At 68.1% G+C, this 13769-nt stretch carries 14 protein-coding genes; 8 read left to right on the forward strand and 6 right to left on the reverse strand.

Annotated elements, in window-relative coordinates:
- Positions 1–119: 119 nt before the first annotated feature.
- On the reverse strand, positions 120–914 hold the full coding sequence (locus AB0L97_RS02740; RefSeq protein WP_364424807.1) for an LLM class F420-dependent oxidoreductase: 795 nt from the start codon (positions 912–914) through the stop codon (positions 120–122).
- A 148-nt stretch (positions 915–1062) separates the two neighbouring features.
- On the opposite strand from AB0L97_RS02740, the gene AB0L97_RS02745 reads away from it, so the two are divergent.
- The 3 genes from AB0L97_RS02745 (at position 1063) to ugpC (ending at position 4609) form a co-directional block, all read left to right on the forward strand.
- Positions 1063–2322 carry a helix-turn-helix domain-containing protein gene (locus AB0L97_RS02745; protein ID WP_364424808.1) on the forward strand — a complete coding sequence of 420 codons (1260 nt, stop codon included), beginning with the start codon at positions 1063–1065 and terminating at the stop codon, positions 2320–2322.
- Between the two features lie 126 nt (positions 2323–2448).
- The gene (locus AB0L97_RS02750; RefSeq protein ID WP_356963081.1) at positions 2449–3435 is read left to right on the forward strand and encodes a phosphotriesterase-related protein; all 987 of its coding nucleotides are present in this window, start codon (positions 2449–2451) and stop codon (positions 3433–3435) included.
- Between the two features lie 91 nt (positions 3436–3526).
- The gene (ugpC, locus tag AB0L97_RS02755) at positions 3527–4609 is read left to right on the forward strand and encodes a sn-glycerol-3-phosphate ABC transporter ATP-binding protein UgpC (RefSeq protein ID WP_364424809.1); all 1083 of its coding nucleotides are present in this window, start codon (positions 3527–3529) and stop codon (positions 4607–4609) included.
- Positions 4610–4750: 141 nt separating this feature from the next.
- On the opposite strand, the gene AB0L97_RS02760 is transcribed toward ugpC, so the two are convergent.
- The gene (locus AB0L97_RS02760) at positions 4751–5269 is read right to left on the reverse strand and encodes a helix-turn-helix domain-containing protein (RefSeq protein WP_364424810.1); all 519 of its coding nucleotides are present in this window, start codon (positions 5267–5269) and stop codon (positions 4751–4753) included.
- 111 nt (positions 5270–5380) lie between these two features.
- Here AB0L97_RS02760 and AB0L97_RS02765 point away from each other — a divergent pair, with 111 nt between their 5' ends.
- Positions 5381–6553, forward strand: a complete 1173-nt coding sequence (locus AB0L97_RS02765; RefSeq protein ID WP_364424811.1) for a thiolase family protein — start codon at positions 5381–5383, stop codon at positions 6551–6553.
- Between the two features lie 114 nt (positions 6554–6667).
- Here AB0L97_RS02765 and AB0L97_RS02770 read toward each other — a convergent pair whose 3' ends face one another.
- Both AB0L97_RS02770 and AB0L97_RS02775 read right to left on the reverse strand, forming a co-directional pair.
- On the reverse strand, positions 6668–7006 hold the full coding sequence (locus AB0L97_RS02770; RefSeq protein WP_355071203.1) for a hypothetical protein: 339 nt from the start codon (positions 7004–7006) through the stop codon (positions 6668–6670).
- Between the two features lie 36 nt (positions 7007–7042).
- Positions 7043–7432 carry a hypothetical protein gene (locus AB0L97_RS02775; protein WP_355071201.1) on the reverse strand — a complete coding sequence of 130 codons (390 nt, stop codon included), beginning with the start codon at positions 7430–7432 and terminating at the stop codon, positions 7043–7045.
- 106 nt (positions 7433–7538) lie between these two features.
- Here AB0L97_RS02775 and AB0L97_RS02780 point away from each other — a divergent pair, with 106 nt between their 5' ends.
- On the forward strand, positions 7539–8525 hold the full coding sequence (locus AB0L97_RS02780) for an o-succinylbenzoate synthase (RefSeq protein WP_355071200.1): 987 nt from the start codon (positions 7539–7541) through the stop codon (positions 8523–8525).
- 383 nt (positions 8526–8908) lie between these two features.
- Here AB0L97_RS02780 and AB0L97_RS02785 read toward each other — a convergent pair whose 3' ends face one another.
- Together AB0L97_RS02785 and AB0L97_RS02790 are read right to left on the reverse strand one after the other, a co-directional pair.
- Positions 8909–9421 carry a TIGR04338 family metallohydrolase gene (locus AB0L97_RS02785; RefSeq protein ID WP_364424812.1) on the reverse strand — a complete coding sequence of 171 codons (513 nt, stop codon included), beginning with the start codon at positions 9419–9421 and terminating at the stop codon, positions 8909–8911.
- 103 nt (positions 9422–9524) lie between these two features.
- Positions 9525–10370 (reverse strand): DUF2786 domain-containing protein, encoded by an 846-nt coding sequence (locus AB0L97_RS02790; protein ID WP_355071196.1) that lies wholly within the window; start codon positions 10368–10370, stop codon positions 9525–9527.
- A gap of 122 nt (positions 10371–10492) precedes the next feature.
- Between AB0L97_RS02790 and AB0L97_RS02795 the strand changes: the two genes are divergently transcribed.
- The 3 genes from AB0L97_RS02795 (at position 10493) to AB0L97_RS02805 (ending at position 13757) form a co-directional block, all read left to right on the forward strand.
- Positions 10493–11794 carry an ABC transporter substrate-binding protein gene (locus AB0L97_RS02795; RefSeq protein WP_356963088.1) on the forward strand — a complete coding sequence of 434 codons (1302 nt, stop codon included), beginning with the start codon at positions 10493–10495 and terminating at the stop codon, positions 11792–11794.
- Positions 11795–11916: 122 nt separating this feature from the next.
- Positions 11917–12864, forward strand: a complete 948-nt coding sequence (locus AB0L97_RS02800; RefSeq protein ID WP_355072075.1) for a sugar ABC transporter permease — start codon at positions 11917–11919, stop codon at positions 12862–12864.
- On the forward strand, positions 12864–13757 hold the full coding sequence (locus tag AB0L97_RS02805; protein ID WP_355071192.1) for a carbohydrate ABC transporter permease: 894 nt from the start codon (positions 12864–12866) through the stop codon (positions 13755–13757). Before AB0L97_RS02800 ends, AB0L97_RS02805 begins: the two co-directional genes overlap by 1 nt.
- Positions 13758–13769 lie beyond the last annotated feature (12 nt).

Consider the following 13769-nt stretch of genomic DNA (forward strand, 5'->3'; position numbering starts at 1 on the left):
CCACGGCTACCCCAGGGCCGGAATTGCCGGAATCCATGCCGCTGCGGCGGTCCAGAGTTGCGATCACGGTGATTCGAACTCCACACCGCCCTCGCGCAACAGTCGCCGGGCAATCCGGATCAGGCCAGCCCGCTCACCGGTTCCGGGTTGACCTCGTCACGCCACCGCACGGCCTTCGCGACCTCGCTCAGGTCGTAATCCGGTCCGCTGGCCCCGATGGTGAAGGTGGTGACTCCCGCCTCGACGAAAGCGGGCGCCTTCTCCAGTCCCGGCCACTGCACCGAGCGCTCGATGCGCGCCTGGTCGGTGCCGACGGCGGCGCAGTGCTCGGCGAGCACCTTGTTCTTGTGCGCGAGCACGTCCAGGTCGGCGAAGGTGTGCCATATGTCGGCGTACTGCGCGACCAGCCGCAAGGTCTTCTTCTCGCCACCGCCGCCGATCAGGATCGGCAGGTCGCGAGTCGGGCGCGGATTGAGCTTCGGCAGCCGGGCGCTGATCCGGGCGAGGGTCTCCTTCAGCAACTCGAGCCTGCTGCCCGGGGTGCCGAATTCGTAGCCGTACTCGTCGTAGTCCTTCTCGAACCAGCCCGCGCCGATGCCGAGGATGAGCCGCCCGCCGCTGATGTGGTCGACGGTGCGCGCCATATCGGCCAGCAGATCCGGATTGCGGTAGCCGCCGCCGGTGACCAGCGCGCCGATCTCCACCCGTTCGGTCTGCTCGGCGAACGCGCCCAGCATCGTCCAGCACTCGAAGTGCGCGCCGTCGGGATCGCCGGTGAGCGGGTAGAAGTGGTCCCAATTGAACACGATGTCGACGCCCGCGTCCTCGCACCGCAACACCGCGTCACGGATGAGCCGGTACTCCGGCGCGTGCTGCGGTTGTAGCTGAACTCCGATACGAACTGGACGACTCATGGCATTACTCCTCGTCGCTCGGCCCGCCCCCGCCCCGAGGCTACCGGCGCGGTGGGGTTCCCGCAGGTCGCCGCACGATGCTTCCGGCGCGTCCGGCGGGGGCTAGGTTGAGACCCGATGCCGAGCCCGGCGAAGGGAGGTGTCGCCAGTGGCCGACGGCGAGAACGAAGTGGTTCGCGCGGTCGTCTCGACGATGCTGCGCGGTCGCGATCAGCTGATCGCCGAGCTGTCGGCGGTGATGCGCGCGCAAGTCGCGGCGCTCGACCTGGATACCCGGCTGCGGGGCCTGTTCGAGGCGGGCACCACCGACAATCTGATGTCCGTCCTCGACTTCGTGCAGAACGACGCCGCCGAGCACGACGTGCACGCCCCGGCGCGGGCGCTGGTGTACGCGCGCACGCTCGCGCAGCGCGACGTCCCGCTGTCGGCGCTGATGCGGGCGTACCGGGTGGGGCATGCCGGGTTCCTCGACATCGCGATGCGCTACGCGGCGGAACTGGGTGGCTCCGACAGCGCGGCGGCGATCATCCGGATCGTCCATCGCTCCGCGGTGTACATCGACCGGGTGTGCGAGCACGTCGGCATCGCCTACGAGCAGGAGCGCGACCGGTGGGTGGGCAGTCGCGGCGGCCTGCGTCAGGAATGGGTGGCGCGGGTGCTCGACGGCTCGGCCGACGACATCGGCCAGGCCGAGCAAGTGCTCGGCTATCCCTTGTCCGGCCGGCACGTCGCGGTGAACGCCTGGACCGAGCCGCAGCTGTCCGCACGGGCCGCGGTGGATGTCCTGGACGCCGTGCGCGCGGCGCTGGTTCCGCTGCTCGGCCACCCCCGCCGGGCGCTGCTGGTGCCGACCGACGAACGCGAAGTGCGGCTGTGGTTCTCGATCGCTCGGGACACGACCATCGATGCCGAGGCCATCGAGCGTGCCCTGTCGGCACTGGCGTTGCCGGTGCGTGTGGCGGTGGGCGGGCGCGGTTCCGGCGTCGCGGGATTCCGCCGCAGCCTGCGGCAAGCCGATCGGGTGCGCGAACTCGTGCTGCTGGCCGGTCCCGACGCGCCCCGCGCGGTGTCGCACGACCAGGTGGCGGCCGTCGCGCTGCTGGGCGGCGACATCGAGGAACTGCGCCAGTACGTGGCCGACTGCCTGGGTGAACTCGCGACCGGCAACCAGCGCAATCTCTGGCTGCGCGAAACCCTGCGCGTCTTCCTGGCCAACAACCGCAGCTACGCCGCGGCCGCGCAGGAGTTGGCCGTGCACCGCAACACCGTCCAGTACCGGGTGCGGCAGGCACTCGACCTGACCCGCCACGACTTCGACGATCACGATCGCACGCTGCACCTGCATCTGGCGTTGCAAGCCGCCCGCTGGTTCGGACCGGCGGTGCTGCAACCGTGCCCGGTGGCCTGAGCCGCGTCCTTCTGTGCGATGCGCACGAAAGTTGTACGAAGATTCAGCACCGGCGAATATGGCCCACCTCACATACCGGTTCGTACGATTCCTGCGAATGCGCAGCTCAGATGAGGAGAAATCGCTGTGTCGACGCTGGAAACCGTGCGCGGGCCGATCGATTCCGCCGAGCTCGGAGTGACACTTATGCACGAGCACGTCTTCGTGCTCACCGGGGACGTCCAGCAGAACTACCCGGCCGAATGGGGCTCCGAGGACGAACGCATCGCCGATGCCGTGCGACGGTTGCGGGTCGCCTACGACGCCGGGGTGCGGACGATCGTCGATCCGACGGTGGTCGGGCTGGGCCGCTACATCCCACGGATCCAGCGGATCGCCGAGCAGGTGCCGCTGAACCTGGTGGTCGCCACCGGCATCTACACCTACGGGGATGTCCCGTTCTTCTTCCACTACCGCGGCCCTGCGTTGAACGAGATCGTCGGCGCGCAGGTCCCCGACCCGATGGTCGACATGTTCGTCGGCGACATCCGCGACGGCATCGCGGGCACCGGGGTCAAGGCGGGCATGCTCAAGTGCGCGATCGACAAGCAAGGGCTGACCGCGGGCGTCGAACGGGTCATGCGCGCGGTCGCCAGGGCCCATCTCGAGACCGGCGTGCCGATCACGGTGCACACCCATCCGGAGTCGCGCGCCGGGCTCGACGTGAAGCGCGTGATGTGCGACGAGGAAGGCGTCGACCCGGGTCGCATCGTGCTCGGGCACAGCGGCGACACCACCGACTGCGATCACCTCGCCGAACTCGCCGACGCCGGCTTCGTGCTCGGCATGGACCGCTTCGGCATCAACCTCGACACCACCTTCGAAGCCCGCGCCGACACCCTGATCGAGATGGTCCGCCGCGGCTACACCGACCGGATGGTGCTGTCCCAGGACGCGAGCTGCTATATCGACTGGATCGAGCCCGCCGCCATGGCCGCCCTGCCGCAGTGGCACTACACCCACCTGTTCGACGATGTGTTCCCCTACGTGCTCGAACGCGATGTCACGGAGGAGCAGATCGACACCATGCTGGTCGACGTCCCGCGCGCGTTCTTCGAGGCGCGCACCCGCTGACGTGGCTCGTCGCCGGCCCGCCCGATAGGATCGCCGCACCCTTACTCGGATCGTCCGGCACGTTCCTGCCGGGATGGGATGTGAATTCGTCATGGCCACTGTGACCTTCGACAACGCGACGCGGCTCTACCCCGGATCCGCCAAACCCGCCGTGGATCGGCTGAACCTGGAGATCGAGGACGGCGAATTCCTCGTCCTGGTCGGCCCCTCCGGCTGCGGGAAATCGACCTCGTTGCGCATGCTCGCCGGGCTGGAGGAGGTCAACGGCGGACGCATCCTGATCGGCGAGAACGACGTCACGCACGCCGAGCCGAAGGAACGCGATATCGCCATGGTGTTCCAGAACTACGCGCTCTATCCGCACATGACCGTCGCGGAGAACATGGGCTTCGCGCTGAAGCTGGCCAAGGTGGCCAAGGCGGAGAAGGAGAAGCGGGTTTTGGAGGCGGCCAAGCTGCTGGACCTGGAGCCCTTCCTGGATCGCAAGCCGAAGGCGCTGTCCGGCGGCCAGCGTCAGCGGGTGGCGATGGGCCGCGCGATCGTGCGGCAGCCGCAGGTGTTCCTGATGGACGAGCCGCTGTCCAACCTGGACGCCAAGCTGCGCGTGCAGACCCGCACCCAGATCGCGCAGTTGCAGCGCAGGCTCGGCACCACCACGGTGTACGTCACCCACGACCAGGTCGAGGCGATGACCATGGGCGATCGGGTCGCGGTGCTGAAGGACGGCCTGTTGCAGCAGTGCGCCACTCCGCGCGACCTCTACCGCGATCCGGCCAACGTGTTCGTCGCGGGGTTCATGGGTTCGCCTGCCATGAACCTGTTCACGCTTCCGGTCACCGATAGCCGGGTGGAGCTGGGCGGGCACGCGATCGCGCTGCCGCGCACGGTCGCGGACGAGGCGGGGAACACCGTGACGGTCGGTATCCGCCCGGAGCATTTCGAACTGGGTAACGGCTCCGGCATCGAGATGGAAGTCGACGTGGTGGAGGAACTCGGTTCCGACGCCTACATCTACGGCCGCACCGTCGCCGAAGGCGGGACCGACGGCGCCGGGGAAACCATCGTCTCGCGCGCGGATTGGCGCAATCCGCCTGCGAAGGGCGCCCGGCTGCAGCTGGCCACCGCGCCGGAGCACGTCTACTTCTTCGACACCGAAGGACGCAGGCTCAACTGAGCACGCCGCCGGGTGGGCCGCACGGCTTCGGCTCTCGGCTCGATCCAGCGCGAGGCGGTCACCGCCGGCGGCTCGGCAGCTCAGGTGTGGTCGCGGCATCGCAGGTTGACGGCCCGCTCGGCACAGCGCCGCGAGCGGGCATCAGTCTGTCGCGTCCACTCGACGGCGCTCGCGCCGCTGCTGGGCGTACTCCTCGTTGAGCCGTACGCCCAGTTCCTCGAGTTCGATCTCGCGGCCGGACTCGCTGCGCACCTGCACCCGCACCGGGGCGCCGGTCGACTCCTCGACCAAGAGCAGTGGGGCAGGCCCCGGCTGCAAGTAGGCGTCGCCCCACTGCATGAGCGCCAGCACGGCGGGCAGTAGATCTCGTCCCATCCGGGTGAGCACGTATTCGTGCCTGGTGCGCTTGCCTTCCTCTCGGTAGGGCCGTTTCGCCAGCAAGCCCGCCTCGGTGAGCTTGCGCAACTGGGCCGCGGCCGCCGCGTCGGTGATGCCGACGCGGCTGGCGAACCCGTCGAACCGCCGGGTCCCGTAGTACGCCTCGCGCAGGATGAGCACCGCCGAGCGCGTACCGACGATGTCCATCGCCTTGGCGATCGAGCATTCCTCGGCCTTCCACGCGCTGAGATCGGCCAACGGTCCTTCCATCACTGCTGCCATGACGAACATCATACCGGAGCTGACTTGTGTCAACTATTGCCAGGTGTAATCTGACTATGTGTTGATAGAGCCAGGCATGGCGGCCCGGCTCTCGGTCCGGAAGGAAGCACCATGAGAGACGCGGTGATCGTCGAAGCGGTACGCACGCCGATCGGCAAAGGCAAGCCGAACGGAGCACTGCACGACGTCAATGCGGTTGATCTGCTGGCCCACAGCCTGCGCGAGGTGGTGAACCGCAGCGGCATCGATCCCGCCCTCATCGATGACGTGATCGGCGGCGTCGTCACGCAGTTCGGCGAGCAGGGGGCGAATATGACACGGCGGGCCGCATTGGCCGCCGGATATCCCGAATCGGTCCCGGCCACCACCGTCGACCGGCAGTGCGGCAGCAGCCAGCAGGCGATCCACTTCGCCGCGCAAGGCGTGATCGCGGGCGCCTACGACATCGTGGTCGCCGCAGGCGTGGAGTCGATGGGCCGGATTCCCATGGGCGCCAATCTGGTCGGATCGGACGACATCTCCGGCGTCGGCTTCGCCGAGCGCTACCCGGAAGGCCTGGTGTCGCAGGGCATCAGCGCGGAGCTGATCGCGGCGAAATGGGAACTCACCCGCACCCAGCTGGACGAGTTCGCGCTCGCCAGCCACGAGAAGGCCGCGCTCGCCACCAAGAACGGCCTGTTCGCGCGGGAACTAGCGCCGATCAACGGACTCGCCACCGATGAGGGCATCCGGGTCGGTAGCACGCTGGAGACGCTGGGCGCACTCCGTCCCGCCTACTACGACCCGGCCATGGCCGCCCGCTTCCCGCAGATCGGCTGGGCGATCACGGCCGCGAGCGCGAGCCAGGTCAGCGACGGCAGCGCGGCGGTGCTCATCATGACCGGCGAGCGCGCGAAGGAACTCGGGCTGAAGCCGCTCGCCCGGCTGCACAGCTTCGCGGTGGCCGGCGACGACCCGCTGCTGATGCTCACCGCGGTGATCCCGGCGACCAGAAAGGTCTTGCAGCGGGCCGGTTTGCAGCTGTCGGACATCGACCTGATCGAGATCAACGAAGCGTTCTCGCCGGTGGTCCTGGCCTGGGCGCACGACACCGGTGCGGACCTGGCGAAGGTCAACGTCAACGGCGGCGCGATCGCGATCGGGCACCCGCTCGGCGCGTCCGGCGCACGCCTGATGACCACGCTGGTCCACGCCATGCAGGACCGCGGCGCCCGCTACGGCCTGCAAACCATGTGCGAGGCAGGTGGTCTGGCGAACGCCACCATCGTGGAGCGGCTGGGCTGATCCGCTTCTTTCCCAACCGAGTCCATGGGCGGATCTGTGGGCAGTTTTCGACCGGCACCCTCCGCTCGAAAACTAGCCCACACCTGGGCAGATCGAACTCGGAGCAGCGGCAGATCAATAGGAGACCAGCACGACCGCGATCAAGAAGCCGACCAGCCAGGATTCGAGGATCAGCGGCACCGCGATCAGCGGAGTCCAAGCGATCGGCCTCCGGTCGCGCACCTTCTCCAGGGCCGAGACGACCGCTGCGAGCACCGACGCCACGATGCCCGCCCAGGCGATGACCTGTGCCCACGGCAGGTACCCGACGCCTCGGCCCTCGTGTCCGTCGCGCAGGAGCACTTCGTAGAGCGGGACGAAAGCGGCCATCACCCAGCCGAATCCGAGGACGATCACCGACCCCAGCGCCACGCGCAAGGCATCGGCCGTTCGTCGCCGGATGTGCCACGCCATTGCTTCAGCATGACCGGTCAACGGCCGCAGGGCATCTCAAGCGCCTGTGTAGACCTGGGAAGCCAGCGCGACGCCGCCGGCGAACGACAGGACGATGAGCGCCATCGCCAGCACCGGCCAGTACCACATGTACCAACGCTTGATCGCGGCCAGAACAAGGATCGCGGTAACCCCGACGATCGCGGTCGCCGTCCCGCCCCACGACACCGCGAACGCCCAGCCGAGGTATTCGGTGCGGCAGTTGTCCTGACCGCACGGATCTGAGGCGAAGGCGAAGAAGACGGTGAAATAGGCGGCGGCCGCACCCAGAACTACGGCGACGGAGTACAGCACGACTGCGAGTACGACGTCCCAGGTCCGCACCGGCCGCTGCCCTACGGGCGGCGTGCCGTACGGCCAAGGCTGCGGAGTACCGGTGTGGATCATGACGCCAACGATCCCGTCTCGCGCGCCGGGCCGACTCGGGGAAACTACTCGAGTCCGCATGCGCAATCCCGCGATCGGCCGCCGCAGCCGCATAAGCTGGTCGGCGATGAGCGACTCCGCAGCGCAGAACGTCGTCTACGCCATTCCGATGCGCACCCGCTTCCGTGGCATCACGGTGCGCGAGGGCATGCTGATCCACGGGCCGCTCGGCTGGGGCGAATTCTGTCCGTTTCCCGAATACGACGACCGGGAGGCCGCCGGCTGGCTGGCCACCGCCGTGGAGCAGGTAACCACCGGCTGGCCCGAACCGGTGCGGGATCGCATTCCGATCAATTGCACCGTGCCCGCCGTCGACCCGCGGCAGGCGCACGCGATCGTGGCCCGATCCGGCTGCCGCACCGCCAAGGTGAAAGTCGCCGACCACCCGGAATCGCTCGCCGAGGATCTGGCCAGGGTGGAGGCGGTCCGCGACGCGCTCGGCCCCAACGGCGCGATCCGAGTCGACGCCAACGCGGTCTGGGATATCGACACCGCGGTGCGCCACATCGAACTGATCGACAAGGCCGCGGGCGGGCTGGAGTACGTGGAACAGCCGTGCCGCACCATCGAGGAGCTCGCCGCGGTGCGCCGCCGCGTGGACGTGCGCATCGCCGCCGACGAATCCATCCGCCGCGCCGAGGACCCGATGCGGGTCGCGGTCGCCGGGGCCGCCGACATCGCCGTCCTCAAATGCACGCCGCTCGGCGGAGTCCGCCGCGCCTTGCAGGTGGCCGAGGCAGCCGGGCTGCCCTGCGTGGTCTCCTCCGCCTTGGAGACCAGCGTCGGCCTAGCCGCACAGCTGGCGCTGGCCGGGGCGCTGCCCGAACTCGACTTCGCCTGCGGGTTGGGCACGCTGAGCCTGCTCACCGGGGACGTGACGCGCGGATCCCTGCGTGCGGTCGACGGTTACCTCCCGGTTCTGCGCACCCCACCCGAGCCGGAACCGGAATTGCTCGAAAGCCATCGGCAGCCCGATGCCGATCGCGCCGCCTGGTGGCAGGACCGCTTGGCTCGCGTCAGTGCCCTCGCCGCACAGAAGAACCCGGCCACATAACGCGCGTGGTTGCAACGGGTCCACCTCGCACCCCCAAGCGACACCTGTGTTCGGGGTCAGGCAGGTGTGGCAGCGTGCACCGAACCCCTCAGGATCTGCTATATCCTGCTACTCCCGAGACCGAGACGAGCACGCGTACCAGCGGCGCAGGTAACGCACCAACTCCACGGCCAAGATCAACGCCGACCCGTTACTCGAGCCTTCTCCTACTCCAGCAGCGCACCTCGATCCCACCAGACCCTACACAGGACCGCTAGGCTCAACATCGCCTCATATTCGCAGGCAGGGCGGCCTAGCGGCCACGATGACAGCCGCCTGGATCGCCATTCCCGGTCACCAGGTGAATGCCTGATCGCGAAACCTGGTAAAGAATCGCCGGCCGCTCACCCGATCCGGACGCCGCATCCCAGCATCGTCGTGCGCAAGAGCAACGCTGCCTCAGGACCGACGACGCCGTCTACGAGGTCCACGTAGCGGTCGCAGAATTCCGGGCCGTGCGGGGCTGCCGACTCGGGGGCGGATTCGAGGTGATGCGCCAGTTCGTGCAGGATGACCAATTCCCGCAGCGCCCACGCGGTGCCGCCGGTGTGCAGCGGAACCGCCAGAACGTTCCCGGCCGCCTCGTAGTGCGCGGCCGTTGTTCCGGCGCGAGAACGGACGCGCACCGCCACGGCGGCCCGCTCCCAGCGCGCCCGCACCCAATTGAGCGCCAGCACCTTGTCCGTATAACTCTGTACGGATTCCACCGAGGCGAAGCGGCGCTCGATCGGCAACGTGAGCTGCGAACCATAGAGTTCGACGGTGCGCACACCGTGCTCGTCCGCGCGATCGAACACCCCGCGTACCAACTGCTCGGCGTCGTAGACCTTGGCACGCTGGCCGTCGCGCACGGTCATCGCCGCGCCGCCGATCCCACGGGCGGCATCGGCCTGTCGCCGAGTTGCGCCGACCGGACCCCGGCAGCCGCTCGCCCGGTTCGGCCCGTGACGTTCATGCCGGTCAACCGCCCTCGGAAGAGTTCAACTTCTTACGCGCGGCGGGCAGTTCGGGCGAATTACCGATCCGTGCGGCCCGCCCCGCCCGGTCCCCCGCCGCCCGCGCCGCCGCCGAGTGTCCCGCCGACTCCTGCGGCCCGCGCCAGGTGCCGCGCGCCTCCGACGTCTTCGCGTAGAAGTCTGTGAGCTCGATCTCCTTGTTCCGCAGGGCCAGCGCCGTCCCGGACACCTCGGCGTCGCGTGGCAACACTTCGGCTTCCACCTCGGCCTTGACCTCCGACAGCCGCCGCCCGATCCGCGCGGCGAACGCCATCTGGAAATTCAGCCGCGCCGTCACACCGGCGACCGGCGCCTGCACCCGGCGCCGCACCTGGCGACCCCACCGCTTCTCCACCACGATCTTCTCGACGGTGGCCGATCGGTAGGCCCCCGACTTGATGTACTGGTCGGACGCGCGCACCATCTGCACGAGCAGGCTGGCGTAGAGCGCCTCGCAGGTGTCGATGTCGGAGTCGAACCCGTAGGCGTAGACCTGTGTCGAAGTCCGGGCGACGTCACAGCGCACGTCGTTCGCGGCCGCGATCGCGACGAACAGCTGGACATAGGTGCGCAACCCGCGTTTGCCGGGCTCGCCGATCGGAATGATCCGCTGCACCGGTGTGGGCCTGCGCTCGCGTCCCGCGATGTGCGCCCGCGCCACGGCGAGGTCGATGGACGACTTAGTGGCCAGCCGCTGAGCAGCGGCGAGAAACGCCTCGGCCTCGTGTTCGTTGTCCGTGCACTCGGCCTTGCGCAGCAGCCCACCGATGCGCGTGAGCATCCGATCGGGAACCGCGTTCGGCGAAGACATCGCGCCCCAGCCTAGTGGGCGAGTTCCAGCCACTGTCCCGCACGCCGGATCGGCACCATGTATCTTGCCTTGTGCACCGGCAGGGTGTGCTGCCGCTCACGAACGATCCTGGAGTGTTTGCGATGGCTGTGAAGAAGGTGACGTCCCTACGTTCGTCGCTCGTACCGCGGGCCGCGGTGGCCCTCGCGTCGGTCGGGCTGCTGACCGCGACGTTCACCAGCGCCTGCTCCAGCGACAGCAGCGGGAGCCCGATCAGCCAGAATCTCACCGGTCGCGGCCCGATCACCTACGTCGAGGGCAAGGACACCACCGAGACCGGCGCGGTGAAGCAGCTGATCGAGCGCTGGAACGCCGCGCACCCGGACGAGCAGGTGACGTTCAAGGAGCAGTCGAACGACGCCTCGCAGCAGTACGACGACCTGGTCGAGCACATGCGTTCCAAGCAGTCCAACTACGACGTGGTCGCCTTGGACGTGCCGTGGACCGCGGAGTTCGCCGCCAAGGGCTGGATCCAGCCGTTGAAGGATTCATTCGCCATCGACACCAGCGCGCTGCTGTCCCCGCCGGTCGCCAGCGCCACCTACAACAACACGTTGTACGCCGCGCCGCGCAACACCAACGGCGGCCTGCTGTTCTACCGCAAGGATTTGGTGCCGAACCCGCCCAAGACCTGGAACGAGCTGCTGGCCCAGTGCCCCATCGCGCGCCAGCAGAACATCGGTTGCTACGCGGGTCAGTTCGCGCCCTACGAGGGTCTGACCGTGAACGCGGCCGAGGTGATCAACGCCTACGGCGGCAGCTTCGTCGGCGCCGACGGCAAGACCCCCACGGTGAACAGCCCGCAGTCCCGCGCCGGACTGAAGGTCCTGGTCGACGCCTACAACAACGGCGACATTCCCAAAGAGGCCATCACCTTCAAGGAGCCCGAGTCCAGCAACGCCTTCGCGACGGGCAAGCTGATGTTCCTGCGCTCGTGGCCGTCCACCTTCGGTGACGTCGGCGGCGAGGCCTCCGCCGTGAAGGACAAGTTCGCGGTCGCCCCGCTGCCGGGGGAGAACGGCGTCGGCGCCTCCACCCTCGGCGGCTACAACGCGGCGATCAGCGCGTACTCCAAGAACAAGGCAACCGCGCTGGACTTCCTGCGCTTCCTGATCAGCGAGGACGCGCAGCACATCGTCGCCGCGGGCGCGCTGCCCTCGGTGCGCGCGTCCATGTACGACGACCCGGCGCTGATCGCGAAGATGCCGTACCTGCCCGCGCTCAAGGACTCCATCGCCAGCGCCGTGCCGCGCCCGGTGACGCCGTTCTACCCCGCCGTGAGCAAGGCCATCCAGGACAACGCCTATGCTGCGTTGAACGGAACCAAGTCCGTCGACGACGCGATCACCGGTATGCAAAAGGGCATCGAAACCGCTGGATCGTGAGCGGTTGAACGCAACGGACCCGACGAACCCGCAGGAGAGAAACGGTGTCGGATCCTTCGGGAACGGCGACTAGCGTGCCGAAAGACGAATTCGTTCCGGCCAGGCGCGGCTTCGCCGCCAGGCTGGCCTCGGAGCTGCGTCGCTCCGGGAAAGCCTGGCTGTTCGTCACCCCCGTCCTGATCGCGCTCGCGGTCGTCATCGGTTATCCCGTGTTCCGGGCGCTGTGGATGTCCTTCCAGAAGGACTCGGGACTCGACCCGGCGACCGGCATGTTCGTCGAAGGCGGCAACGCCGGGTTCGACAATTACACGCACTGGCTGCTGCAACAGTGCCAGATCGCGACCGGCGAGACGGTGCCGTGCCCGACCGGCAATCTCGGCTCGCAATTCTGGCTGGCCATCGGGGTCACGCTGTTCTTCACGGTCGTCACCGTCGCGCTGGAGGCCACGATCGGCCTCGGCATGGCCATGGTGATGGGTAAGACCTTCCGTGGCCGGGCGCTGCTGCGCGCGGCCGTGCTGATCCCGTGGGCGATCCCGACCGCCGTCACCGCGCGGTTGTGGGAATTCATGTTCCAGTACGACGGCGTGGTGAACCGCGTGCTCGGCACGCACATCCTGTGGACTTCGGACCCGTGGCCCGCCCGGATCGCGGTGATCGCGGCCGACGTCTGGAAGACCACGCCGTTCATGGCGCTGCTGCTGCTGGCAGGCCTGCAAGTCATCCCGGCCGACGTGTACGAGGCGGCTCGCGTCGACGGCGCGTCGGCCTGGCAGCGGTTCACCCAGATCACGCTGCCGCTGCTGAAGCCGGCCCTGCTGGTCGCGGTGCTGTTCCGGACCATGGACGCGCTGCGGATGTACGACCTGCCCGCGATCATGACGCTGGGCAACCCCGCCACCCGCACGGTATCCATCCTGGTGGTCGATCAGGTCCGGCAAGGCCCCAACAGCGCGGCCGCGTTGTCCACGATCACCTTCCTTTTGATCTTCGCCGTGGCGTTCGTGCTGGTGAAGATCCTGGGCGCCAACGCGGTTCGTACCCAGGAAGAACAGCGGGAGGCGCACTGATGTCCGTGCAGACAGCGGAGCAGGCCGTGACGAGCGAATCCGCCGCGGCGCCGGTGCCGTGGACCAAACGCATCGGCTCGGTACGGCTGTACCTGGGCGCGCTGATCGTGCTGGTGTGGGGGCTCGCGCCGTTCTACTGGATGGCGGTCACCGCGTTCCGCGATCCCGACTACACCTTCGACAACACTCCGTGGCCGACCCACGTGACGCTGGAGAACTTCCGCAACGCGTTCGACACCAGCCGCGGCAACGACTTCGGCAAGGCGCTGGTCAACAGCCTCGTCATCGGCTCCATCACGACGGTGATCGCGCTGGGGATCGGCGTGCTGGCCGCGTACGCGCTGGCCCGGCTCACCTTCCACGGCAAGTACGTGGTGTCCGGACTGATTCTCAGCGCCTCGATGTTCCCGGTGGTCGTCCTGGTGACCCCGCTGTTCCAGCTCTTCACCAACCTCGGCTGGATCGGCGAATACCAGGCGATGATCATTCCGAACATCTCGTTCGTGCTGCCGATGACGGTCTACATCCTCGCGTCCTTCTTCGCCGAACTGCCGTGGGAACTCGAAGAAGCCGCGCGGATCGACGGCGCCACCAAACTGCAGGCCTTCCGCTTGGTGATGCTGCCCCTGGCCGCTCCCGCCGTGTTCACCACCGCGATCCTCGCGTTCATCGCGGCGGTCAACGAATACCTGCTCGCCCGTTTGCTTTCCAGCGACAAGACCGAGCCGGTCACCGTCGCCATCGCCCGCTTCTCCGGCAACAACCCGCTGGTGCAGCCGTACGCGGCGATCATGGCGGCAGGCACGATCGTCACCATCCCCCTGGTCGTCATGGTCCTGATCTTCCAGCGCCGGATCATCTCCGGCCTCACCGCGGGCGGCGTGAAGAGCTGAGTCTTTTGCCGC

The organism is Nocardia sp. NPDC051911, assembly GCF_040681035.1.
Classification (GTDB): Bacteria; Actinomycetota; Actinomycetes; order Mycobacteriales; family Mycobacteriaceae; genus Nocardia; species Nocardia sichangensis.

Coding starts and splice junctions, on each gene's coding strand:
- AB0L97_RS02760 (WP_364424810.1), bottom strand. CDS start 5,269: ATGGCAGCAGTGATGGAAGGACCGTTGGCCGATCTCAGCGCGTGGAAG.
- AB0L97_RS02740 (WP_364424807.1), bottom strand. CDS start 914: ATGAGTCGTCCAGTTCGTATCGGAGTTCAGCTACAACCGCAGCACGCG.
- AB0L97_RS02780 (WP_355071200.1), top strand. CDS start 7,539: ATGAGCGACTCCGCAGCGCAGAACGTCGTCTACGCCATTCCGATGCGC.
- AB0L97_RS02795 (WP_356963088.1), top strand. CDS start 10,493: ATGGCTGTGAAGAAGGTGACGTCCCTACGTTCGTCGCTCGTACCGCGG.
- AB0L97_RS02790 (WP_355071196.1), bottom strand. CDS start 10,370: ATGTCTTCGCCGAACGCGGTTCCCGATCGGATGCTCACGCGCATCGGT.
- AB0L97_RS02765 (WP_364424811.1), top strand. CDS start 5,381: ATGAGAGACGCGGTGATCGTCGAAGCGGTACGCACGCCGATCGGCAAA.
- AB0L97_RS02775 (WP_355071201.1), bottom strand. CDS start 7,432: ATGATCCACACCGGTACTCCGCAGCCTTGGCCGTACGGCACGCCGCCC.
- AB0L97_RS02770 (WP_355071203.1), bottom strand. CDS start 7,006: ATGGCGTGGCACATCCGGCGACGAACGGCCGATGCCTTGCGCGTGGCG.
- AB0L97_RS02785 (WP_364424812.1), bottom strand. CDS start 9,421: ATGACCGTGCGCGACGGCCAGCGTGCCAAGGTCTACGACGCCGAGCAG.
- ugpC (WP_364424809.1), top strand. CDS start 3,527: ATGGCCACTGTGACCTTCGACAACGCGACGCGGCTCTACCCCGGATCC.
- AB0L97_RS02805 (WP_355071192.1), top strand. CDS start 12,864: ATGTCCGTGCAGACAGCGGAGCAGGCCGTGACGAGCGAATCCGCCGCG.